18 protein-coding genes are annotated in these 21,940 nt (G+C 70.7%); 10 read left to right on the top strand and 8 right to left on the bottom strand.

The window, feature by feature from the left end:
• Nucleotides 1-469: 469 nt before the first annotated feature.
• Nucleotides 470-1,039 (top strand): hypothetical protein, encoded by a 570-nt coding sequence (locus tag KF837_24140; GenBank protein ID MBX3230435.1) that lies wholly within the window; start codon nucleotides 470-472, stop codon nucleotides 1,037-1,039.
• A 68-nt stretch (nucleotides 1,040-1,107) separates the two neighbouring features.
• Nucleotides 1,108-3,219: a serine/threonine protein kinase gene (locus KF837_24135; protein ID MBX3230434.1), complete on the top strand. Its 2,112-nt coding sequence runs from the start codon at nucleotides 1,108-1,110 to the stop codon at nucleotides 3,217-3,219.
• 14 nt (nucleotides 3,220-3,233) lie between these two features.
• On the opposite strand, the gene KF837_24130 is transcribed toward KF837_24135, so the two are convergent.
• Nucleotides 3,234-4,178: an HD domain-containing protein gene (locus KF837_24130; protein ID MBX3230433.1), complete on the bottom strand. Its 945-nt coding sequence runs from the start codon at nucleotides 4,176-4,178 to the stop codon at nucleotides 3,234-3,236.
• 273 nt (nucleotides 4,179-4,451) lie between these two features.
• Between KF837_24130 and KF837_24125 the strand changes: the two genes are divergently transcribed.
• A complete protein-coding gene (locus KF837_24125) occupies nucleotides 4,452-5,885 on the top strand; it encodes a hypothetical protein (GenBank protein ID MBX3230432.1) in 1,434 nt (477 codons plus the stop codon).
• On the opposite strand, the gene KF837_24120 is transcribed toward KF837_24125, so the two are convergent.
• A complete protein-coding gene (locus KF837_24120; GenBank protein ID MBX3230431.1) occupies nucleotides 5,886-8,411 on the bottom strand; it encodes an amidohydrolase family protein in 2,526 nt (841 codons plus the stop codon).
• Nucleotides 8,412-8,536: 125 nt separating this feature from the next.
• Here KF837_24120 and KF837_24115 point away from each other — a divergent pair, with 125 nt between their 5' ends.
• From KF837_24115 to KF837_24105, 3 genes are all read left to right on the top strand, one after another.
• Nucleotides 8,537-10,033, top strand: coding sequence for a radical SAM protein (locus KF837_24115; GenBank protein MBX3230430.1), 1,497 nt, complete (start codon nucleotides 8,537-8,539; stop codon nucleotides 10,031-10,033).
• A 47-nt stretch (nucleotides 10,034-10,080) separates the two neighbouring features.
• The gene (locus tag KF837_24110) at nucleotides 10,081-10,425 is read left to right on the top strand and encodes a hypothetical protein (protein ID MBX3230429.1); all 345 of its coding nucleotides are present in this window, start codon (nucleotides 10,081-10,083) and stop codon (nucleotides 10,423-10,425) included.
• 169 nt (nucleotides 10,426-10,594) lie between these two features.
• Nucleotides 10,595-11,332, top strand: coding sequence for a hypothetical protein (locus KF837_24105; GenBank protein MBX3230428.1), 738 nt, complete (start codon nucleotides 10,595-10,597; stop codon nucleotides 11,330-11,332).
• A gap of 2 nt (nucleotides 11,333-11,334) precedes the next feature.
• Here KF837_24105 and hflX read toward each other — a convergent pair whose 3' ends face one another.
• Genes hflX through KF837_24090 form a run of 3 tightly spaced genes read right to left on the bottom strand, consistent with a single transcriptional unit; the run spans nucleotide 11,335 to nucleotide 15,998 of the window.
• Entirely contained in the window at nucleotides 11,335-12,684 is a 1,350-nt protein-coding gene (gene hflX, locus KF837_24100) for a GTPase HflX (protein ID MBX3230427.1), read from the bottom strand.
• Between the two features lie 18 nt (nucleotides 12,685-12,702).
• Nucleotides 12,703-14,196: an AAA family ATPase gene (locus KF837_24095; GenBank protein MBX3230426.1), complete on the bottom strand. Its 1,494-nt coding sequence runs from the start codon at nucleotides 14,194-14,196 to the stop codon at nucleotides 12,703-12,705.
• Nucleotides 14,196-15,998 carry a type II/IV secretion system protein gene (locus tag KF837_24090; protein ID MBX3230425.1) on the bottom strand — a complete coding sequence of 601 codons (1,803 nt, stop codon included), beginning with the start codon at nucleotides 15,996-15,998 and terminating at the stop codon, nucleotides 14,196-14,198. Before KF837_24090 ends, KF837_24095 begins: the two co-directional genes overlap by 1 nt.
• A gap of 49 nt (nucleotides 15,999-16,047) precedes the next feature.
• Here KF837_24090 and KF837_24085 point away from each other — a divergent pair, with 49 nt between their 5' ends.
• Nucleotides 16,048-16,236, top strand: coding sequence for a hypothetical protein (locus KF837_24085; protein MBX3230424.1), 189 nt, complete (start codon nucleotides 16,048-16,050; stop codon nucleotides 16,234-16,236).
• A 166-nt stretch (nucleotides 16,237-16,402) separates the two neighbouring features.
• Nucleotides 16,403-17,209, top strand: a complete 807-nt coding sequence (locus tag KF837_24080; GenBank protein ID MBX3230423.1) for a TlpA family protein disulfide reductase — start codon at nucleotides 16,403-16,405, stop codon at nucleotides 17,207-17,209.
• 95 nt (nucleotides 17,210-17,304) lie between these two features.
• Here KF837_24080 and KF837_24075 read toward each other — a convergent pair whose 3' ends face one another.
• Complete coding sequence (locus KF837_24075; GenBank protein ID MBX3230422.1) at nucleotides 17,305-18,057, bottom strand: polysaccharide deacetylase family protein; 753 nt, start codon at nucleotides 18,055-18,057, stop codon at nucleotides 17,305-17,307.
• A gap of 316 nt (nucleotides 18,058-18,373) precedes the next feature.
• Between KF837_24075 and KF837_24070 the strand changes: the two genes are divergently transcribed.
• A complete protein-coding gene (locus KF837_24070) occupies nucleotides 18,374-19,267 on the top strand; it encodes a sensor histidine kinase (protein ID MBX3230421.1) in 894 nt (297 codons plus the stop codon).
• A 155-nt stretch (nucleotides 19,268-19,422) separates the two neighbouring features.
• Nucleotides 19,423-19,611, top strand: a complete 189-nt coding sequence (locus tag KF837_24065) for a hypothetical protein (protein ID MBX3230420.1) — start codon at nucleotides 19,423-19,425, stop codon at nucleotides 19,609-19,611.
• Between the two features lie 6 nt (nucleotides 19,612-19,617).
• Here KF837_24065 and KF837_24060 read toward each other — a convergent pair whose 3' ends face one another.
• Together KF837_24060 and KF837_24055 are read right to left on the bottom strand one after the other, a co-directional pair.
• The gene (locus tag KF837_24060; protein MBX3230419.1) at nucleotides 19,618-20,760 is read right to left on the bottom strand and encodes a hypothetical protein; all 1,143 of its coding nucleotides are present in this window, start codon (nucleotides 20,758-20,760) and stop codon (nucleotides 19,618-19,620) included.
• On the bottom strand, nucleotides 20,757-21,932 hold the full coding sequence (locus KF837_24055; GenBank protein ID MBX3230418.1) for a PEGA domain-containing protein: 1,176 nt from the start codon (nucleotides 21,930-21,932) through the stop codon (nucleotides 20,757-20,759). Before KF837_24055 ends, KF837_24060 begins: the two co-directional genes overlap by 4 nt.
• Nucleotides 21,933-21,940: the final 8 nt, after the last annotated feature.

Here is a 21,940-nt window from a genome sequence, read left to right as displayed (position 1 = left end):
CGTCAGGGGCTTCGCCCCCGACACCCCCACCCCAGACACGGCCCTCGCGCTTTGCGCGAGGGGCGCTGCGCGCCCGCATTCGCGGCCGCTTCTGGGGCCCCTTGTCGAGGTCGAGGGTGGACTGTAGGGGTTCGGCGGCGTCGGGGGGCGTGGGGTCTGCGGCGTCGGGCGGTTCTGCGTCCGGTGGGGCTGCGTCTGGTGGTGCTGCGTCGGCGTCGGCGTCGGGGGGCGGGGGAGGGTCGGCGAGGGGGAGGGCCGAGCCGTGGGTGCCGGGGCGGTAGTTCGAGCGATCGTTCGGGCCGGGGGGCGCGAATTGGGCGCGCATGCTGTCGGGGACGTCGATGCACGCCGCGATCGCGAGGACCGCAAAGAGAACGACGGCCAAGGTGCGGCGCGGCATCGCGAGCGCGGGGTTTACTCCGAAAGATCCATGGTTGGCTACCGTTCTTTGGTCTAAACAGCCGCGGAGATGAGAGGTTTCGCCCGCCTGCTCGTGCTCTTGGGCGTGCTCCTCGTCCCGCTCCTCGCCGCGGGGAGAGCATCGGCGCAGGTGCACTGGGACGCCTCGCTCGAGGCCGGCGCGACGAAGCGGTTCCTCACGCGCCGCCCCGCCGGCGTGAAGGACACGCTCCTCGGTCCCTCCGCGCAGCTCGCTTCGCACGTCGCGCTCCTCCCGCTCGTGCACGTCGGCGCGTACCTCGGCGGCGACGTCTCCCCGCAAGCCGGCGCGCGCACGCGCTTCTTCGGCGACGGCGGCCTCCACCTGAAGGGCATCATCCCGTTCTTCCCGCGCGGGACGCGCGGCTGGATCTTCACCGGCTTCGGCTACGCCGGGATGGGCCAGGGGCGCCGCGGCGGGGGCTTCTTCGAGGTCCCGTTCGGATTCGGTGCATCTTACAAGCTTCGGAAGCCGTGGGAGCTCTTCGCCGAGCTCGGCGGCAAGGTCGGCTTCGCGCACTGGGGCAGCGCCTACGCCGGTGGAAATACGATCGATCGCCTCGCGCTCGGCCTCTCCGTCGGAGTCATGCTCGACCTCTAGTAGCTAGCGCGCCGCGGCGGCGGCCATGCTAGGTTCCGGGTCTCTCGTTCTCCTTATGAATTTCCTCGATGGCGGGCCCTGCTGACGACAAGCCGACCAAGGCGCCGGGCTCTAACCCGAAGGGAGTCACGCCCCGCGCCCACTCGTCGCGTCCCGGCGGCGCGCAGACGGTCCGTCCCCCCGCCCGAGCGGCGAAGGGCCTCATCGGCCAGACGATCAGCGATCGTTACAAGGTCGAGCGCCTCCTCGGCGAGGGCGGCATGGGCGCGGTCTACCAGGTCGAGCACGTGCTCATGCGCAAGCGCATGGCGGTCAAGGTGCTGCACCCGGAGATGACGCGCCTCCCCGAGGTCGTCGCGCGGTTCGAGCGCGAGGCGATGGCGGCGGCGCACATCGAGCACCCGCACGTCGTCGCGGCGTCGGACTTCGGGAAGCTCGAGGACGGCTCGTTCTTCCTCGCGCTCGAGTACGTCGAGGGCAAGAGCCTCCGCGACTCGATCGCGGCGGGACGCCTCGACCTCGGCCGCGCGCTCCACATCGCGCGCCAGATCGCGGCCGCGCTCTCGCGCGCGCACGCGCTCAAGATCGTCCACCGCGACCTCAAGCCCGAGAACGTCATGCTCGTCGATCGCGACGGCGATCCGGACTTCGTGAAGGTCCTCGACTTCGGCATCGCGAAGGTCCAGATCGGCGAGCTCACCGCCGGCGACGTGGAGAAGAGCGCGCCCGGCCCCGGCCAGCCCGTCCTCACGCAGGCGGGCATGGTCTACGGCACGCCGGAGTACATGGCGCCGGAGCAGGCGCTCGGGCAGCCGGTCGACGCGCGCGCGGACCTCTACGCGCTCGGCATCATCATGTACGAGATGCTCTGCGGCGTGCGCCCGTTCAACGCGGAGAGCAAGGTCGCGCTCCTCGGCATGCAGGTCACCGCGCCGATGCCGCCGATGAACACGAAGGCGCCGGACGCGAACATCCCCGAGGACGTCGAGCACCTCGTGAAGCGCCTCCTCGCGAAAGAGGCGAACGAGCGCCTCGGCGACGCGAAGGAGCTCATCGAAGAGCTCAGCGCGATGATGCGCGAGCTCGTGAACTCGGGCTCGATCGACATCGCGTACGCGTCGCAGCCCGGCGGCCGCCTCGGCACGAACCCGAACATCATCAGCGGCTTCGGACCGGCGGTGGACGTCCCCGGCGCGATCCCGTCGAGCAAGCCGCGCCTCCGCGATCGCGAGAGCGATCGCAACCTCGCGAACGGCACGAAGGAGACGGACCCGAAGTTCGCCGGCGCCGCCGCGCTCGCGGATCCGGTCGGCTTCCTCGGCGGCAAGGCGTGGATGATCGCGGCCGCGGGCGGCCTCATCGGCATCCTCGTCCTCGTGATCACGATCGTGGTCGTCCTCAAGAGCGGCGCTCCGAAGGACGCGGACGACGCGAGCACCGGCCTCGTCGCGACGCCGGGCGACGCGGGCAAGATCGCGGAGCCGACGATCGACGAGCGCGTCGCCGCCGCGAAGGCGGAGATCGACAAGGGCAACTACGGCTCCGGCATCGAGGCGCTGCAGAGCCTGCCGCCCGACGCGCAGAACCGCGAGGACGTGCACAAGGCGCTCTTCAAGGCGTACAGCCAGACCGACAAACCGCGCGAGGCGATGCGCGAGGTCGGCCTCGTGATGAAGGCGAACCCGAGCTTCGATCTGCGCGGCCCCGAAGGGGTCACCCTCCGCCAGGAGGTCCGCAACACCGCGCTCCTGTGGGGCCAGCCGAGCGCGAACAAGGGCGCCGTCGACGACGCGTGGGCCCTCCTCGACGGCGAGCTCGGCGCGATCGGCTTCGACGATCTCTACGACATCGGCTACGGCCAGTCGGGCGTGAACTACCCGAAGGCGGTCGAGCGCGCGAAGGCGGACCTCGCCAAGGCCGACAAGAGCAAGATGAGCCCCGCCCTCGCGATCACGGTGGAGCTCCACGCCGCGGAGAAGGTGAACAACTGCATGGCGATCCGCGGCATGCTCGACCGCGCGGTGGAGCGCGGCGACGAGCGCACGCTCTACGTCTTCAAGACGCTCGCCCCGCCGCGCTTCGTCGGCCACTTCCGCCCGAAGGACATGCTCGGCTGCATCCACGAGGGCTCCCTCGTGAAGGCGACGACCGACCTCGAGGCGCGCCTCAAGAAGAAGTAGGCGCGCGGCGCGCTTCAGATGCCGAAGCGCGCCTTGTCCTTCGCGATGAGCTCGACGTAGTACTCCGAGGGCTGGCGCTCCTCGATCTCGTTCTTCGCGATCATCTCTTCGAGCAGCTTCTTGATCTCGCCGATCTTGCGCGACGGCGGGATGCCGAACGCCTTCATCACCGCGTCGCCGACGCCGGTGGGGAGCGGCGGCAGCTTCGCGTCCTCCGCCGCGAGCTGGGTGATGCGCGCGGCGAGCTCGTCGATCTGCTGGAGCCCCTTGCGCTTCTTCTCCGGCCGCTTGGTCGTGATGTCCGCGCGCGCGAGGCAGAGCAGATCGTCGAGGTGCGCGCCGAGCTCGCGCGCGAACCGGCGCACCGCGCTGTCGGTCCAGCCCGGCTCGTACTGGTTCGCGCGGAGGTGGTGGAGCACGAGGAAGCGCACGGTGTCGCGGAGCGCGGGCTCGGGCGAGAACATGCCGAGGCGCCGCTCGAGCTTGTCGAACATGCGCGTCCCGACCTCGGCGTGACCGAGGAAGTGCACCTTGCCCTGCGGATCGATGCTGCGCGTCTTCACCTTCCCGATGTCGTGGAAGAGCGAGGCCCACCGCACCTCGAGGCGCGGCACCGCCTGACGCACGACCTGCTTGGTGTGCTTCCAGACGTCCTTGTGCCGCCACTCGCCGTCGCCGAACCCGACCATCGCGTGGACCTCGGGGAACACCACCGCGAGCACGCCCGCGTCGAGCAGCGCGTCGAACCCGACCTCGGGGTCTTCGCCCATGACGAGCCGATCGAGCTTCGCCCGCAGCTCCTTCGGATGCGCCGCGAGCGCCGCCCGTACGTCGTCCGCCGGCAGCGCCTGCAGCATCTGCAGCAGCTTCCCCTTCTCGGCAGAGACGGCAGCAAGCTCGATCGCGTCCATGACGCGGTCGACTCCATGGGTGGTGACGGGGACGACGATCTGAGACATGAGCAAACGCCTTAACAAGCCCCAGAAGCGGCCGCCCCAGCGGGCGCGAAGCGCCCCGGCGTCTTCGCCGGGCCGTGTCTGGGGCTGGGGGTGCCGGGGGCGAAGCCCCTGACCGCAACCGAGACCCTTAGCATGAGGCTCCGAACGGAAAAAGCGAGGCCGTGCTGGAGCTCAATGTGGGGGCGCCGGCAGGGTGTCGCGGCTCACCACCTGGGAACCCCCGCGCGCCCCGTGTGTCACGATCTCGGCGAGCCGTACGAAGGGATGTCGCTCTTGCTCCGCCGCGCATTCGCCCTCCTCATCTGTGTCACCGGCTGCACGCGCGTTGCCGCGACGCCGACGTCCAGCTCCGACGACGCCGGCCCCACCACCAAGCAGGCGACCTCCGGCGTCGCACCCGACGACGACGCCGGCGCGATCGCCGACGCCGGACCCCCCGAGGTCGCGCAGCTCGATCCCGACGGCGACGACGATCCGGAAGACCCCGGCACCGGGACCGCCCCCACCTCCGGGCGCTGGGAGAAGGTGGGCACGCCGCCGCTCGCGCTCACCCGCATCTGCGATCTCACCCCGTTGCACGGCGCCCTCTACGCCGCCCACGCCAACCAGCCGCTCGGGACCGACGGCGCCACGATCACGCGCTACCGCCCCGGCGCCGAGCGCCCGTTCTCCGTCGCCTTCGACTGGAACCGACCCGGCGAGCCGGTGAAAGGCGGCGGCGCGGGGCAGGGCTTCGTGCGCGTGCACGCGATCGACGGCCGCCTCTTCGTCCCCGACGCCGACCCGCCCTACGGCGGCCTCGGCCTGGTCGATCACGGGACCGAGGGCTATGTGTTCGTCTCCGACGACAAGGGCACGTTCGCGAAGGCGCGCGCCCCGCACTTCCGTCCGCCCGCGGCGCCGGACCTCTCGCCCGACGGCGGCGCGCGCGCCGGCGCGGGCGTCCTCCCTCGCGCGTACCACGTCCTCGACACGATCAAGTTCCGCGGCTCGTACTGGGCGTCGACCGGCTCGGTCCCGCCGAAGCAACAAGCCTGGCGCGGCGACTCGCCCGGCGCCCTCCACCGCGCGAGCCCCGACGGCGCGCGCTGGATCTACGAGACCGACTACCCGTTCCCGTACAAGGACGGCGTCTGGCGCCTCACGTACATGGTCCGGTTCAAGGACCGCCTCTACGCCGGCATCCAGGACTACAACGGCCGCGAGCCGAACGACTTCATGTATTTTACACCTGACGGCACGAGCGCGATCCGGCACGAGGACGCGCATCCGATCCGCGTCACGCGCACCGGCGCGGCGGGGACCTTGCGGTGGTGGGTCGACACGCGCGCGAAGCCGCATCGGCTCTACTGGCTCGCGTGGACCAAGACGGAGGGCATCGGCCTCTTCGTCACGACCGACGGCGACACGTGGTCGCGACTCCCGATCCCGCCCGAGGCCGGCGTGCCCACCGACGTCACGCGCTTCCGCGACGCCGTCGTGATCCTCACCACCAACGGCCTCCATCGTCTCGAAGAGGACGGCACGACGACGGAGATCGCGCTCGTCGACCCCTCCAACCCGGACGTGGGCACGCGCGCGGACAAGAAGTCCAAGTCACCGTTCGAGGTGACGGACTTCTTCTGTGTCGCGCCGCTCGCGGTCCTCGACGACGTCCTCTACGCCGGCGGCCAGCGCGGCGGCGCGCTCTATCGCCTCGCGGAGTGACTACGGCGCGTCGGGCAGGTCGTCCTTGCTGCGCGGCCAGATCTTGCGGTTGGCGTGCGAGAAGGAGCAGATGCCGACGACCTTCGAGAACTCGTGTCCGAGCGGGAAGGTGTTGTCGAGCTCGTCCCAGAGGAAGTCGTCGACGCGCAGCTTCAGATCGCCGATCCCGAACTCGTCGAAGTCTTGCGGCGCGTCCGAGTTCTGGACCGTGACCGCGATCGGCCCGTTGATCTGGCAGAGCATGCCCTCGAGCTTCTCGGCGTCGACGCTGGCGTTCACGACGTAGACCGAGGGCGCGACCGTGATCGGCCCGAACGGGAGCGACGTCGCGGCGTCGACGATCGTGACCTTCGGGTTCTCGATCTGGCTCTGCGTCCCCTGGAACTCGGTGTAGTCGCCCTCGAGGTCGACCACGTTGCCGACCTTCACCGTCGGCGCGGTGCCGAACGTCGCCGCGAAGAGGCCGCCCCACTCGTTCACGTTCGGGTCCTGGACCTGGAAGCCCATCGGCGAGCCCTTCGTCTTCACCGCCGTCACGACGAGGCCCTTCACGATCACGCGCGACTTGCCCGGCGGCGGGTGGCCCACCGCGGCCGGGTTGCGGATCTGCGTCATCGACACGGTGTACGTGCACGCCATGTCGCCGGGGTTCGGCTGATCGTCGCACGCGTCGCAGACGGCGCCCTTGCCGTCGCCGTCGCCGTCGGCCTGATCGGGGTTCGGATCCTCGACGCAGTTGTCGGCGTGGTTCGGGACGCCGTCGCCGTCCATGTCGTCGGCGTCGGGCGGGGTGCAGCTCTCGCCGCTCTCGAGCGGGCACCGGTCGCACGCGTCGCCGACGCCGTCGCCGTCGGCGTCGCCCTGCTTGCCGCCGTCCATCGGACGGATCGGGTTGAACGTGCTCGGGCAGTTGTCGTCCGCGTCCGGCACGCCGTCGCCGTCCTTGTCGCCGGCGGTGATGCCGGCGTACACCGACGCGTTCGGATCGGTCGCGGTCGGACCGCGCACCGGCTCGCACGACGGCTCGTTCTTCGGCGTCTCGTCCTTGCACGTGAAGAGCGGGTAGAGCTCGCGGCCGACCTTCTCGAGATCGGCGAGCGTCTTCTTGCCGTCAGTGTCCTTGCTCACGCACGCGCGCTTCGTGATCCGGCAGACGGCGAGCGCCTCGCAGTCGTCGTCGCCGATCTCGGAGAGGAGCTCGCTGTCTCCGTAGAGCGTCTTGCCGCCGCGGAGGACGAGGATCGTGTCCTCGACGCCCGCCTCGATCACCGCGCGGTACTCCTTCGCGTCGTGGCTCGCGTCGAAGATGACGACGTCGGCGACGAGGCCGGCCTTGAGCTCGCCGATCACGCCGTGCGTGCCGGTCGCGTAGGCCGCGTTCGCGGTCACCGACTGCCAGAGCTGGCGATCGGTGAGGACGCCGTCGAAGTAATTCTTGTTCAGGTCGTCCGCGCACTTCAGCTCGCGCGCCATGTTGAGCGAGCCGGAGAGGAGCCAGTCGGTGCCGAGCGCGATCGGCACGCCGAGCCGCGCGTAGAGCCCGATCGGCGCGGTGTTGCCGTAGAGCGAGACGTTCGAGCGCGGCGACCAGATGAGGATCGAGAGGTCGTCGCGGTACTTCTTCACGTCTTCGGGCGTCACCGCCACGCCGTGCACGACCGCGGTCTGGCGCTGGATGAGGTCGTTCACCCCGTCGCTCTGGCAGGTGAACTCCGCGTGCGCCTCTTCGTCGATGCCCTCCGCGATGTGCGGGAGGTAACCCTTCATCGACGCGATGTCGGTCGCCTTCTTGCGGCTGCTCGAGAAGCCGGCGCACGTCTTCGAGAGCGCGCCGCCGCTGTCGCCGAGCGGGAACGTGTCCGAGACCGCGAGCGTGATCGGCAAGCTCTCGGTCTGCTTCGCGTTGGAGTCGATGTTGCGGAGGAAGCGGTCCGCGCCGCTGCCCGCGCCGCCGCCGCTCGCGGTCGACGTGACGCCGCTCATGATGAAGCGGAGCTCCGCCGCCTCGACCGCGTTCTCGAACTTCGGCGCGTTCTGCGGGATCGGCGTGTGCGAGCGCTTGCCCTTCCGCCAGTCGTGACGATGCTCGTAGCGCTCCTCGCTCGCCGGCAAAGGCGGGTTGTTCGCGAACGAGATGTGGTCGTGCGCGTTGATGAGCCCCGGCGAGATCACGACCTCGGTGCAGTCGATCCGCGTCGCGTCGTCGTAGCCCGGCGCCTCTGCGCAGTCCGGCGCCGCGCACGCGATGATGCCCTTGTCGTCGATCAGGAGCTCGCCTTCGGCCGGACCGGCGGGGAGGAGCAACGTGCCGGTGATGAGCTTCTGCGCGTCGCCCTTCTTCGCGACCTTGCAGAGGTGCTTCGTCGCGGTGCCGTCGGGGTTCTCCGTCTTCTCCGTCGTCGGCCTGCCGCCGTCGATCTCGCCGGGCGGGACCTTCACGCCGGACGGGTTCACCTGATCGCTGCAGGCGACGAACAAGAGGAGGGCGGCGACGGGGCCGGCGGCACAAAGACTGCGAAGGCGCATGGGAGGCGGCGTCTTCTTAGCGCCAGAAGCTGAAAGCGCACGTGGATCCCGTTCCTCCGGGTGAAAAATGTCCCGAAAGTCCTCGAAGTCCTTGCAGAAACGTCACCGCCTCCTAAAGAAGAGGCATGTCGCGCCTCCACGACCGCATTCGCACCCGGCTCGCCGCCGAGGTGGGGCGGCTCGACAAGCAGGCGCCGTTCACGGTCGCGCTCCTCTATCCGTCGCCGTACGCGGCGGCGATGAGCTCGCTCGGCTACCAGCGCATCTACCGCGCGATCCAGGAGGAGCCGGGCCTCGCGTGCGAGCGCTTCGTCCTCGACGACGAAGCGGAGCACGATCTGTCCGCGCAGGCGCGCCCGATCTCGTACGAGTCGCGCCGCGGCCTCGACGAGCTCCCCGTCGTCGCGGCGAGCATCGCCTACGAAGGCGAGATCGCGGGCCTCCTCACGATGCTGGAGGCGGCCGGCATCCCGCCGCTCCGCGAAGACCGCGACGACCGTCACCCGCGCGTCGTCGCGGGCGGTCCCCTCACCTTCTCGAACCCGCTCCCGCTCGCGCCGTTCTGCGACGCGATCGTCGTCGGCGAAGCGGAGGTGCTCGTCCTCGACGTGCTGCGCGTGCTCGAGCGCGCGCCGCGACGCGAGGCGGCGTGGGAGGAGCTCGCGTCGCTGCCGCACGTCTTCGTCCCGGCGCACCACGGCGAGACGTTGCCCGTCGTCGCGAAGGTGCCGGACGAGATGATCCCGGCGTGGGCGCCGATCCGCACGCCGCACGCGGTCCTCTCGGACATGTTCCTCGTCGAGACCGAGCGCGGCTGCTCGCGTCGCTGCACCTACTGCGTCATGCGGCGCTCCACGAACGGCGGCATGCGGCTCGCGCCGAAGGAGAAGATCCTCGGCCTCGTCCCGGAGGACGCGCGCCGGGTCGGCCTCGTCGGCGCGGCGGTGAGCGATCACCCGAAGGTGGTCGAGATCATCAACACGCTCGCCGATCGCGGCTGCGAGGTCGGGCTCTCGTCGCTCCGTCCCGATCGGCTGAACGAAGACTTCGTCGCCGCCCTCCGCCGCGGCGGCCAGAGCGTGCTCACCACCGCGATGGACGGACCCTCCGAGCGGATGCGCGAGCTCCTCGAGCGGAAGGCGAAGGAGAAGCACCTCTTCCGCTGCGCCGAGCTCGCGCGGAAGCACGGGATGAAGCACCTGAAGCTCTATTTGATGATCGGCCTCCCGGGCGAGAGCGACGACGACATCGACGAGTGCGTCCGCTTCACGACCGAGCTCACGAAGCTCGCGCCGATCGCGCTCGGCATCGCGCCGTTCTGCGCGAAGCGCAACACGCCGCTCGACGGCCAGCCGTTCGCGGGCATCGACGTGGTGGAGCATCGCCTCGATCGCCTCCGCCGCGGCCTCCGCGGCCGCGCCGACGTCCGCTCCACGAGCGCGAAGTGGGCCTGGGTCGAATACGTCCTCGCGCAGGGCGGCGCGGCCGAGGGCCTCGCGACGCTCGAGGCCGCCCGCGCCGGCGGCAGCTTCGCGGCCTACCGCAAGGCCTTCGCGAAGCTCGATCACGGCAAGGGCAAGACGCAACGCACCCGCCGCAGCCTCGCGATCGCGCAGGTGTGAGCGCCGTCGGTCTGGGTGCCGGGCGCCGCGATATACTCGCGGGCGCGATGCGGCTCGCGCTCCTCCTCGTCTTCTTGCCGCCGGCGGCGGCGACGACGCTCGCGTGCAACTGCGCGGAGACGGGCTCGCCGGTGGAGATCGCGTCGTCGACGCTGGACCGCGAGCCAGAGCTCCGGCTCACCGGCGACGCGCGCCTCGAGTGCATGCGCCGCGACAAGGCGAACCGCTGCGACGTGTACTGGATCGTCCCCGCGAAGGCGGGCACCGTCACGATCGCCCTCGACTTCCCCGACGGCGTCCGCGTCGAAGACGTCATCGAATACGGCACCGACGACGCCTACCCATGCCGCGGCAACATCCGCCCAGTCCACGACCACATCACACGCTTCTGAGAAAGTGCCCAACCGCCGCTCCCAAGTGCAAGACGCAAGCACCTCTCGGGGGGGCGGGAGAGCTCGAGAGGGCAGCGCCCTCTCGAACAAGAGCCACCGGCAAGGTCATGTGATCAGCGACTCCGAGACGATTCATTTCACCCCGATTAACATCGGGTAAGCTGATCCGATGCGATGGTCTTCTCTTCTCGTTGGCGCGTGCGCGTTCGGTGTCGGCATCCTGGCCTGCGTGGGTGACGAGGTCGCGCCGGGCGCGGTTCCACCCGACGGAGGCGGCGCCGCGACCGAAGACGGATCCAGCTCGAGCAGCACCTCGAGCACCTCGAGCACGTCGAGCACCTCGAGCAGCAGCAGCGGGAGCTCCGGCGCCGACGCGAGCAGCAGCAGCAGCACGACCGGCGGGCCGGGAACGCCCGCGCTCTACATGTTCGTCACGAGCAAGGAATACAACGGCTCGATGGGCGGCGTCCTCGAAGCGGACAAACGCTGTCAGGCCGCCGGCTCGCTGCTGCGACCGGCCGGGAAGTTCATCGCGTGGCTCGGCTCGGCCGATCGGCCCGACATGGCGCCGCTCATCCCCGCCGGCCGGACCTGGTACGCGTCGAACGGCACCACCTTCATCGCTACGACGGAGGACCTCCTCGGCGGCGCCGGCCTCAAGCACCAGGACTTCGAGCTCGATGAGACGGGCAAGAAGATCGCCTCGAACGCCCCCGTCTGGACCGCCGTGACCGCAACCGGAAAAGCAAGAGCCGTCAACTGCAACAACTGGACGACGCTGCTGCCTGGCCAGAACGGAGCGATCTCGTACCCCGCCACCAAGGGGCCGAAGTGGACGGAGGACGGCAACAACGAGCGGTCCTGCTCCTTCGAGAGTCGCCTCATCTGCGTCGAGGTGCTGCCTTGAGGTCAGGCCTTTAGCTTGCTCCTGATCCGGCCGATCGACTCCGCGTCCGCGCGCCAGCGCACGATGACGCCGGCCTCCTCCCACTGCTCCTCGACCACGCGCCCCGCGTCGTGCATCTCGCTCAGGATCCCCTGGCGATCGTACGGCACGGTGAGCGCCACCTCTTCGTAGGCCGCCTCGAAGATCGCGATGATGCGCTCGCGCACCGCCGCGACGTCGGCGGGATCGCGCGCCGAGACGAGCCACGCGTCGGGGAAGCGCGCGCGGAGGAGCGCGACCTCCTCCGGCGGAAGGAGGTCGATCTTGTTCATCACGAGCGTCGACGGCACGTCAGCCGCGCCGATCTCCGCGAGCACGTCGCGCGTCACCTCGAGCTGCGCCGGCCACGACGGGTCCGCGGCGTCGACGACGTGGAGGAGGTGCGACGCCTCGAGCGCCTCGTCGAGCGTCGACTTGAAGCTCGCGACGAGGTCGTGCGGCAGCTTCTTGATGAACCCGACCGTGTCGCTCACGAGGATGCGCGGCTTCGCCTCGGGATGGAGCGCGCGCACGGTCGTGTCGAGCGTCGCGAAGAGCTTGTCCTCGACGTACACCTCGCTCGCGGTGAGCGCGCGCATGAGCGACGATTTTCCCGCGTTCGTATAGCCGACGAGCGCGACGCGGCGCGCCTGGCGCCGGTGGTAGCGACGCACGTCCTGATCGCGCTGCACCGCCGCGAGCTCCTCGCGGAGCTCCGCGATGCGGTCGCGGATCTTGCGTCGATCGAGCTCGAGCGCCGCCTCGCCCGCGCCTCGCCCGCGCTGCCGCTCCTTCCCGCCCGGCGACTCGCGGAGCCGCGGCGCGGTGTACGTGAGCCGCGCGATCTCGACCTGCAGCCGCGCCTCGCGGCTCTTCGCGTGGCGATGGAAGATCTCGATGATCACGCCGGTGCGGTCGAGCACCTGCACGCCCGTCGCGCGCTCGAGGTTCCGCGCCTGGCTCGGCGAGAGATCGTGGTCCACCGCGACGAGGTCGACCTTCGCCGTCGCCGCCGCCCCCTCCGCTTCTTCGACCTCCGCCTCCTCCTCTTCTTCTTCGCGCCTCAAGCGTGCCTTGTCGCGCCGCTTCGGCGCGGAGGACTCGAGGCGACCGCTGCCGCCGGTGATCTCGGCGAGCTCGTGCAGCTTGCCTTCGCCGATGACGGCGGCGGCCTCGAGGTGCGGGCGCGGCTGCGTGATGCGCGCGACGACCTGGTAGCCGAGCGTGCCGACGAGGCGACCGAGCTCTTCGAGGCTGGAGGCGAGCTCGAGGTCGTCGACGCGAGGGAAGTGGACCGCGACGAGCACGGCCTTCGGGCGTTCTTTGCCGGACAAGGAGCGCGAGTCTAGCCGCTAGCTCTCGAAGAGGTCGAGCACGCGTCGATCGGCGGACGCCTTGCGCGCGCGGACGCGGCCCCACGCGCGGAGCGCCTGGATCTTCTCCTCGTAGAGGGTGGCGAGCGGGACGATCTCGCGCGCGGCGGCGCGGAGGTCCTCCTCGAGCAGCTCGCGGCGCTGCGCGAACGCGCGGAACAGCGCGCTCGCGATCACCTGCTCGAGCTCGGCGCCGGAGAAGTGATCGAGCGGCTTCGCGATCGCGGCGAGGTTCAGCCCGTCCGGCCGGCGGCCGCGGCGGCGCAGCGTGAGCGCGAGCACGTCCTCGCGCTCCTGCGGCGACGGGAGGTCGACGAAGAAGACCTCGTCGAAGCGGCCGCGCCGCGCGAGCTCCGGCGGGAGGTGCTCCACCTCGTTCGCGGTCGCGGCGACGAAGACCGGCGCGGTGCGCTCTTGCAGCCAGGTGAGGAACGCGCCGAAGACGCGCACCTGCCGCGCGTCCGCCATCCCGCCGCCGGTCGCGCCGAGCCCCTTCTCGATCTCGTCGACCCACAGGACGACCGGCGCGATCGCCGTCACCGCGCGCAGGCCCTCGCGCAGCGCCTGCTCCGGCGACGCGTTCGCGAACACCGCCGCGAAGTCGAGGCGCACGAGCGGGAGGCCGAGCACGCTCGCGGCCGCCTTGCTCGCGTGCGACTTGCCACACCCCTGCACCCCGCAGAGGAGCATCCCGCGCGGCTCGGGCAGACCGTACGCGCGCGCGTCCTCGCCGTAGGCGCGCACGCGCGACGAGAGCCACGCCTTCAGCACGTCGAGGCCGCCGACGTCCGCGAGCGGCACGTCGTCGTCGACGAGCTCCAGCGTCGCGCTCTTCTTCAGCGCGCGCCGCTTCTGCGCGATGACGCGCTTCAGCGCTCGTGCAGCATCGCACGAGCGCACGCCGTCGCTCGCGACTCCGGCAGGTGCGTCGCCGGCGTCGATCTCCGCGCGCGCGAGCGCGAACGCGCGCGCCGCCTCCGACATCGTGAGCCCCGCCGCCGCGCGCGCGAACGCGCCGGTGTCCCAGCCGCGCCGCTCTTCCTCCGGCACGAGCATGAGGAGCGCGGAGAGCTCGTCGCGGGTGGGGAGCGGCAGCTCGATCGCGGCCGCCTCGCGCTCGAGGTCGGGCGGGAGCTCGATCACGGAGCCGAGGAGGACCACGATCGCGCGCCGCGCGCCGAGGCCGATCTCGCGGAGGAGCCGCACGACGTGGGGATCGGCGAGGTAGGGCGCGGGATCGAGGAAGACCATCACCTCCTGCTCGGCGGAGCCCGCCTCGAGCGTCGCGCGCATCGAGACGTCGCTCGTCGTCGCCCAGTACGTGGTACGGAGGCCCAGCGCCTCGCACGCGACGTCGACGAGCTGGCGCGCGCGGCCCTCTTCGCCCGTCGCGACCGTGATCAGCGTGAAGCCGGCGCGGAGCGCGCGCTGGAGATCGGCGCCGAAGTCGTGAGTCACGCCCGTCGGGTGCATCAGTCGTCCACCGTCACGCGGAGCACCTCTTCCACCGTCGTCAGTCCTTTCCCGAGCTTCCGCAGCGCGGCCTCGCGCAGCGTGACGAGCCCGTCGTTCCGCGCCTGCGTCATGATCTCACGCGCGCCGGAGCGCTGGACGACGAGCTTCCGGATCTTGTCGTCGACCGACATGACCTCGAACACGCCCGTGCGCCGCACGAGCCCGGTCCCGCGGCACTTCACGCAGCCCTCGCCCGCGGCGACCATCAAGCTCGGCGCCTGCCCCGCCGCGACGAGCGCGTCGACGTCCATCCCGAGCATGCTCATCTGATCGGGCGTGAGGAACGTCTCGACGCGGCAGTCGGCGCAGACGAGGCGCACGAGCCGCTGCGCGATCACGCCCACGAGCGTCGACGCGAGGATGAACGGATCGACGCCGAGCTCGAGCATGCGCGTGATCGCGGTCGGCGAGTCGTTCGTGTGCAGCGTCGCGAGGACGAGGTGGCCGGTGAGCGCGGCCTGGGTCGCGATCTGGGCGGTGTCCTCGTCGCGCACCTCGCCGACCATCACGACGTCGGGGTCTTGCCGCAGCACGTGGCGGAGCGCGTCCGCGAAGCCGAGGCCGATCTTCGGCTGGACCGAGACCTGGTTCAGCGAATCGAGCACGATCTCGATCGGGTCCTCGATCGTGACGATGTTGATCTCCGGCGACGCGATCGAGCGGAGCGCGGAGTAGAGCGACGACGTCTTGCCGCTGCCGGTCGGCCCCGTGACGAGGATGAGCCCGTTCGGGCGCGCGAGGAACCCGCGCGCGGCGGCGAGCTGCGCGTCCGTCATCCCGAGGTCGCCGAGGTCGCGCTCGACGCTCTCGGGATCGAAGACGCGGATGACCATCTTCTCGCCGAACGCGACGCTGATGGTGGAGACGCGGAGCTCCACCTCGCGGTTGCCGCGCGCGGTCTTGATCCGTCCGTCCTGCGGGCGCCGGCGCTCGGCGATGTCCATCCGCGCGAGCATCTTGATGCGCGAGAGCACCGCGGGGTGCACGACCTTCGGCAGGGTGTGGACGCGATGGAGGACGCCGTCGATGCGCATGCGCACCACCGACTGCTCGCGCTGCGGCTCGATGTGGACGTCGGAGGCGCGTTGATCGAGCGCGTAGTGGAGGAGGTATTCGACCGCGTTGACGACGTGCTGATCGTTCGCCTCGATGTCCTCGACGCGCTTCAGCTTCACGTAGCGCTCGAGGTTCCCGATGTCGACGCCGCCGGAGACCTGCTCCTCCGCGCCCGCGACCGCGACGCGGAACCCGTAGAAGTCGGTGATGAGGCGCTGGATGTCCGACGGCGTCGAGATGACGAGGACGGGCCGTCGCTTCACGTACTGGACGAGGTCGTCGACGAGGCTCCTGTCGTACGGGTCGGCGACCGCGACCGTCACGTTCGTGTCGTCGGCGCCGATGATGAGCGCGGTGTGCCGGCGCGCGAACGGCCGCGAGAGGAACTGCGGCGCGAGCTTGGCGTCGATCTTGAGCGGATCGAGATCGACGAACGGCAGCCCCGCCGCGCGCGCGACCACTTCCATCACCGCCTTCTCGCTGACGTGCGAGAACATCGCCGCGATGACCTCGGCGGGATGGACGATCGCCTCCGTCGGCCCGCGCTGCCCCGACTGCGGCCGCCCGATCCGCTGCCGCACGATCCGCGCGCGCTCCCGCTCCCCGCGGACCTGCGCGTCGCGCGCCTCCTCCTCGCCGAGCACCCGCGCGGCGACGAGGAGCTTGCAGACCGCATCGAAGCTCAGCGCGCCGGTGCCTGCCACGCGGGCGAGGTTAGCAGGCCAGCACGCGGCGACGTGCTACTCTGCGTACATGCCGACGCCGAACGCCGCGCGCCCCCTCGACCCCGTCGCCGAGGCCGTCGCAAACGCGCTCGAAGACGAACGTGAGGCGACACCGGAGGAGATCGAAGCGCTCCGCGAGGCGCGCGCCGACGGCCGTCTGATCCCAGGGCACGAGATCACGGCACGCCTCGCCGAACGCAGCCGCACCGGGAGATGAGCCGCGAGGTCGATTGGAGCGTCCTCGCGCGAAGCGATCTCGAGCGCATGCACTGGAAGGCGGCGATGGTCGTCGACGCCGGGATTCAGCTCTTCGCCGAACGGGGCGAGTGATCCGTTACACGTGAGCCGTTCCCCCGTGCGCTCCCTCGTGCAAGACTTGGGGCGTGGCGAAGGAAGAAGAAGAGGACGCGACGGAGCGCGACCGCGAGGAAGACGACGACGCCGATGACGAGGCGCCGGAGAGCGAAGAGCCCGCGCCGAAGCGTCGTGCCGCGAAGGCGAAGAAGGAGGAGCCGAAGGAGCAGCCCGCGATCGCGCTCGCGCCGATGGCGCACCTCGCGTTCGTGATCGCCGCTGCGGTCGGGGTCTACAGCTTCGTCTCCGTCGCGAAGGAGGGTGAGATGCGTCGTCGCTGCACGCCGACGTGCATCCTCCGCCCCAACTACGTCGGCTACGAGCGCAAGGCGCCGAGCTTCACGCTGAAGGACATCAAGGGCCACGACGTCTCGCTCGAGAGCTACCGCGGCAAGGTCGTCGTCCTGAACTTCTGGACGAAGACATGCGGCCCCTGCATGGAGGAGATGCCGGAGATCGCCGACCTCGCGCGCATCTTGAAGCCGCAGAGCGACGTCGCGGTCGTCACCGTGTCGACCGACGACACGGCGCAGGAGGCGATCGACACGCTCAAGTCCGTCCTCCGCGAGAACGAGCCGCCGTTCTCCGTCTTGATGGATCCCGACGCGAAGATCGTGCGCGGCAAGTACGGCACGAGCCTCTACCCGGAGACGTGGATCATCGACAAGGACGGCGTCATCCGCGCGCGCTTCGACGGCGCACGCGAGTGGTCCAACGCCGCCGTCGTCGAGCTCGTGAACCAGATCCGCATCGGCGGCTACTGCCCGGTCGAGTCGAAGAACGGCAAGCTCACGGGCCCGAGCGCCGGCGTCTGCGAAGGCCTCAGCGGCGGCTGAGGCTTGCTTGTTCGAGAGGGCTCTGCCCTCTCGAGCTCTCCCGCCGGGGGCCGTCGCGCGGGGACGCGCTCCGCGCCCCCGGGCCCCCGAGAGGGCTATCGGCGGGGTCCGGTTTTTTTGCGGGCGCGGGCGCGGTGTTGGGGTGGGGAGGCTTCGACCTCGCGGAGGTAGGTCGGCATGTCGACGACGACGTAGCCGGCGCGGTTCGGGCGCGCCGGGTCCCAGCGCTTCGCGGCGAGGTAGTCGAGGAGGCGTTCGAGGAGGCGGATCGAGCTCCAGCGGATGTCGTGGAGCAGGACGACGCCGCCCTCCTTCACCGCGAGCTGGTGCACGAGCTCGCGGTACATCGCGTTCGTGTCGTCGCGCTCCATGTCCTTCGTCTCGACGTTCCACAGCACGATGTCGAGCCCGCGGTCGCGGACGGCGCCCTGCCCGAAGTCGTCGAGCTGGCCGTAGGGCGGGCGGATGAGGAGCGGTTTGTTGCCGAGGACGCGCTCGATCGACGACGCGCCGCGGTCGATCTGATCGAGCACCTGCGTGTGCGTGATGTTCGTGAGGAGCGAGTGATCGTGGGTGTGGTTCCCGATGAGGTGCCCCGCCGCCGCCGTCTTCTCGAGGACCGCGCGCGACGCCGCGGCGCGCTCCCCGTCCCCGTCGAGGTAGCGACCGATGACGAAGAACGTGGCCTTCACGTCGTGCTTGGCGAGGAGCTCGAGGACGCGCGGCGTCGTCTCGGGGAACGGCCCGTCGTCGAACGTGAGCGTGACGATCCGCCGTTTGTCGCCGTGCCGCCGATGCGGCCCATCCGCGATCTGCCAAGCCTTTGCGATCGAAGCCTCGGGGTTCAACCGCGGCCAAGGCCCGACGGCCACGGCCTCGGCGGTCGACGGAAGGACCGGAAGCTCATGAGCCGGCGCAGGCGCAGGCGGCGGCAGCGGCGCGACCGACGCGGAGGTCGCAGGCGTAGGCGGCGCCGAGCGCGGATGGATCTCCACCCACGTCCCCGCAGCGAACGACGTCGCCGCGACCAATGCCAAACCCAAACGCCGCATTTCCGTGCGCCGCAAGCGTCGCATCCCACATTGTGCGCATACAAATTCCCCGCTAGAGACGAGAACTTGGCCGGCGGCCGGCCGCAGAACGCCACATGGTAGGGTTTCGCCGATGATCGAGGCTCCCGATCTGGTCCTCCCCGACCGCATCGCGCTGACGGACCCCACTCCGTTCCTCGCCGCCGTAACGCGCACGCCGACGTTCCACAAGAACCTCGACACGCTCGACGTCGTCGAGATGTGGGCGCTCGTCGCGCTGTGCGCCCTCGCGCGACGCGAGCTTCACGACGAAACACGCTCCGACGTGTACACGCGCGGTCAATCCGGCGCCGGCCGCTTCGCGCACGCCGTCGGCTTCGCCGCGGCGCGCGACGGTCAAGACTTCGGCGCCTCCCAGGTCGACCGCACGGTCGCGATCCAACGCGTCGCGTTCGGATCGTCGGCGGAAGCGGTGGCGGGACGCATCGCGAGGCTCGCCGTTCCCGACGACGAGGAGTCGGAGTCACGAGGAGCGCTCGCCTACGTCATCGACGAGCTCCTCCGAAACGTCCTTCAACACAGCGGCGATCCGCTCGGCGCCGTCATCGGCGCGCAGCGCATCGAGGCGGGCAAGGGACCGTACACGCGTCCGACCGTCCAGGTCACGGTCGCGGACAGCGGTCGCGGGATCGCCGAGAGCCTACGCCGCTTCCACGACGTGCCCGACGCGAAGGTCGCTCTCGAGAAGGCGATCCGTCCGCACATCTCCGGGACGTTTCCCGAGGGTCAGACAGGGAGCATCGACAACGCAGGGCTCGGTCTCTTCTTCACGTCGGAGATGGCGAAGCTCACCGCGAGCCGGTTCCTCCTCTCCACGCGCGGCGGCGCGCTGCTCCTGACGAGCGACGAGCACGAAGGCACCCACGAGCTGTCCTTCCTGACGCCCGACGCACCGGCTATCCCGGCACGCTCGCCGTCTTCGAGCTGCCGCTCGAGATCCAGGATCGAGACGCGCTCCTTCAGGTGATCCGAGAGCGCGCCTCGGAGCGCACGCCCGCCGGGACACGCCGGACGTGGCTTACCTACGAGGCGCCGCCGAGCGGTGTCACCGTGTACGTGATCCGAGATCGGGTCGGGGACGCAGCGGCCGCCGCGCGCCTCGGCGAAGAGCTGCGCAACCGAGTGGCCGGAGGAACGGCCGTCGCGGTGGACTTCGCCGGGATCGAGATCGCCACGCAGAGCTTCCTTCACGCGCTGCTCTTCCACGCCGTCCGCGTCGGCTGGGCGATGAGCGCGCCGATCCACGTCGTTCATGCGTCGTCGGCGATCCGCAGCGGGCTCGACTACCTCGAGAGCTACGCGCTGAAGTAGCCGTCGCTACGGATAGATCCCCGGGACGCGGGCCTTCGGGGCCCAGCCCGGGATGCGGTGCGCGTCGGTGGCCCAGGTGGTCGCGAAGGCGTCGCGGACCACGAGCTCGGCTTGTTTGCCGCGGGGGGAGAAGCCGAAGCCGGGCTCCTGCGAGACGTCGTCGGGATCGGCGTAGAGGCGCCAGACGAAGAAGCCCATGAAGTAGGGCTCGTCGAGGAGCGGCGCGAGGAGCCCGCGGTACGCGTCCGCCTGCGCGTGCTCGTCGATCGGCACCTTCCCGATCTCCTCCGGCCACAGCCACGGCTTCACCGCCGGATCCGGACGCGTCGTGTACCCCACCTCCGTGAAGAGCACCGGCTTTTGCCACGCCTCCGCGAGCGCGTGCACCTTCGCGCGTACGTTCTTGCCGCCCTCGAGCAGCACGTCGAGGCCGGAGCCCTCCTTGTCCGCCAGCGGATAGAACGCGTTGATGCCGATCACGTCGAGCTCGCTCCACACGAGCGTGTGGTCCGCGTCGTCCCAGTTCGCCGAGTACGTGATCGGACCGCGATAGACCTTCCGCAGGCGACGGACCAGCGCCGCGAACGACGGCGCGTGCGCGGTCGTCACCCACGAGCGGAGCTCGACGCCGGCGGAGAACAGATCGACCCCCGACTCCTCCGCGACCTCCGCCCACGCCGTCACGTACGCCTCGTAGCTCCGCGTCCACTCCTCCCATCCCGCCTCCGTCGGCGGATCGATCTTCGCGCGCCAGTCCCCCGACTCGACCCACAGATGCGGGACGAGCATGACCCGGAGCCCGCGCTCGCGCGCCATCCGGATCGCGCGCCGGACGTCCTCGCGGTTCTCGCGGAACGGCTTCTCGAAGGTCGGATCGACGCCGCTCCCCTCGAGGTTCGACACGCGGCCGAACGGCGTGAGCGCGATCCAGCGCGCGCCCATCTTCCTGCATTCGTCGAGCGTGCGGCCGTACGCGGGCGAGCCGTAGCCGACCCCCGGGTGGTAGCCGTTCTCGATCGGTCCGATCGTGAAGCCGCGGATCCCGTCCTCACCCGCCAGGCGCCACCCGTCGGGCGCCCCCGACGCGATCGCGCGACGCGACGGCGCCGCCAACATCGCGATCGCGGCGAGGACGAGCGGTCGGATCAAAGGTCCACCCCGAGGCCGACGCCCACGCCGAAGCGCATCCACACGCTCGTCGCGTCGCGCGGGAAGCTCCGCGTGTCGCCGAACGCGGGCTGGAGGTGCCACGTGAGCGGGAACGCGGAGAGGCGGAAGACGGAGCCGAGCGAGTAGTCGAGCGCGGCGCCGAAGAGGAACGCGGGGCGGAGCCCGGTCGAGGGATCGCAGCTCGCGATGAAGACGTCGCTCCCGAGCTGATCGTGCGAGAGCCCCGCGAAGCCGACGCCGGTCATGCCGCCGAGCTTCAGCTTCGAGGAGAGCGGGAACATCGCGGTCGCGACGCCGAAGGCCCCGAGCGCGGTCGCGCTCTGCTCGTTCGGCATCGCGCAGAGGCTCGCCACGTCGTTCGACGCGCCGCTCTCGTTGCCCCAGCTGTCGCCGGAAACGGTGAAGACGCCGCCGACCGCGAGCGCGCCGCGCCCCAGCGCCGCGACCCGCACCGTGACGAGCCCGAGGAACCCCGGCCCCGCCGCGCCGCCGATCGAGCCGAAGCGAGGCGCGACGAGGGAGAGCGCGGCCCGGACCGAGATCGCGCCTTCGCCGTCACTCGCGTACGGGTTCGCGGGCGGCGCCGGCCGCTCCGCCCCGCCCTCCTTGAGGTGCGCCACGACGTGCACCGCGCGCCCGTAACGCGCCTCCAGCTTTTGCTTGTAAGGTACACCCGTCGGGGCGGAGACCTCCACCGTGTGCGAGCCGTGCATCACCGTGACGCTGAGCGGCGTGACGCCCGGCACCTCCTTCCCGTCGACCGTGACCGTCGCGCCCGCCGGCGACGACGTCACCGTGAGCGTGCTCGGCCGCTTCTTCAGCGCGTCGAGCTGCGCGGACGCCTCCTCGCGGTCTTCCTTCGGGAGGTTCGGCGTCGCGAGGTAGCGCTCGAGGAGCTCCGCCGCCTGCTCCGGTTGATCGAGGCGCAGGTGACACTTCGCGATGTTCCAGAGCTCGAACGGCGGACCGCCGAGCCGGTACGCCTCGTCGAACGCGCGGATCGCGTCGGCGTAGCGGCCCTCGCCGTAGGCCTTCGCGCCCTCGCGATCGAGCGCCCGCGCGCGGGAGAGGTCCTTCGGCTGCGCCGGCGCGGGCGGCGCGAACGCGAGCGCGGCGAAGAAGCAGCAGACGGCGAGGAGAGCCCGGCGCAAGGCCGTCG

The sequence above is a fragment of the Labilithrix sp. genome (genome assembly GCA_019637155.1).
Taxonomy (GTDB): domain Bacteria; phylum Myxococcota_A; class Polyangia; order Polyangiales; family Polyangiaceae; genus Labilithrix.
The sequence above is the reverse complement of the archived record's forward strand: the minus strand, read 5'-3'. Positions and strand labels throughout refer to the sequence as shown.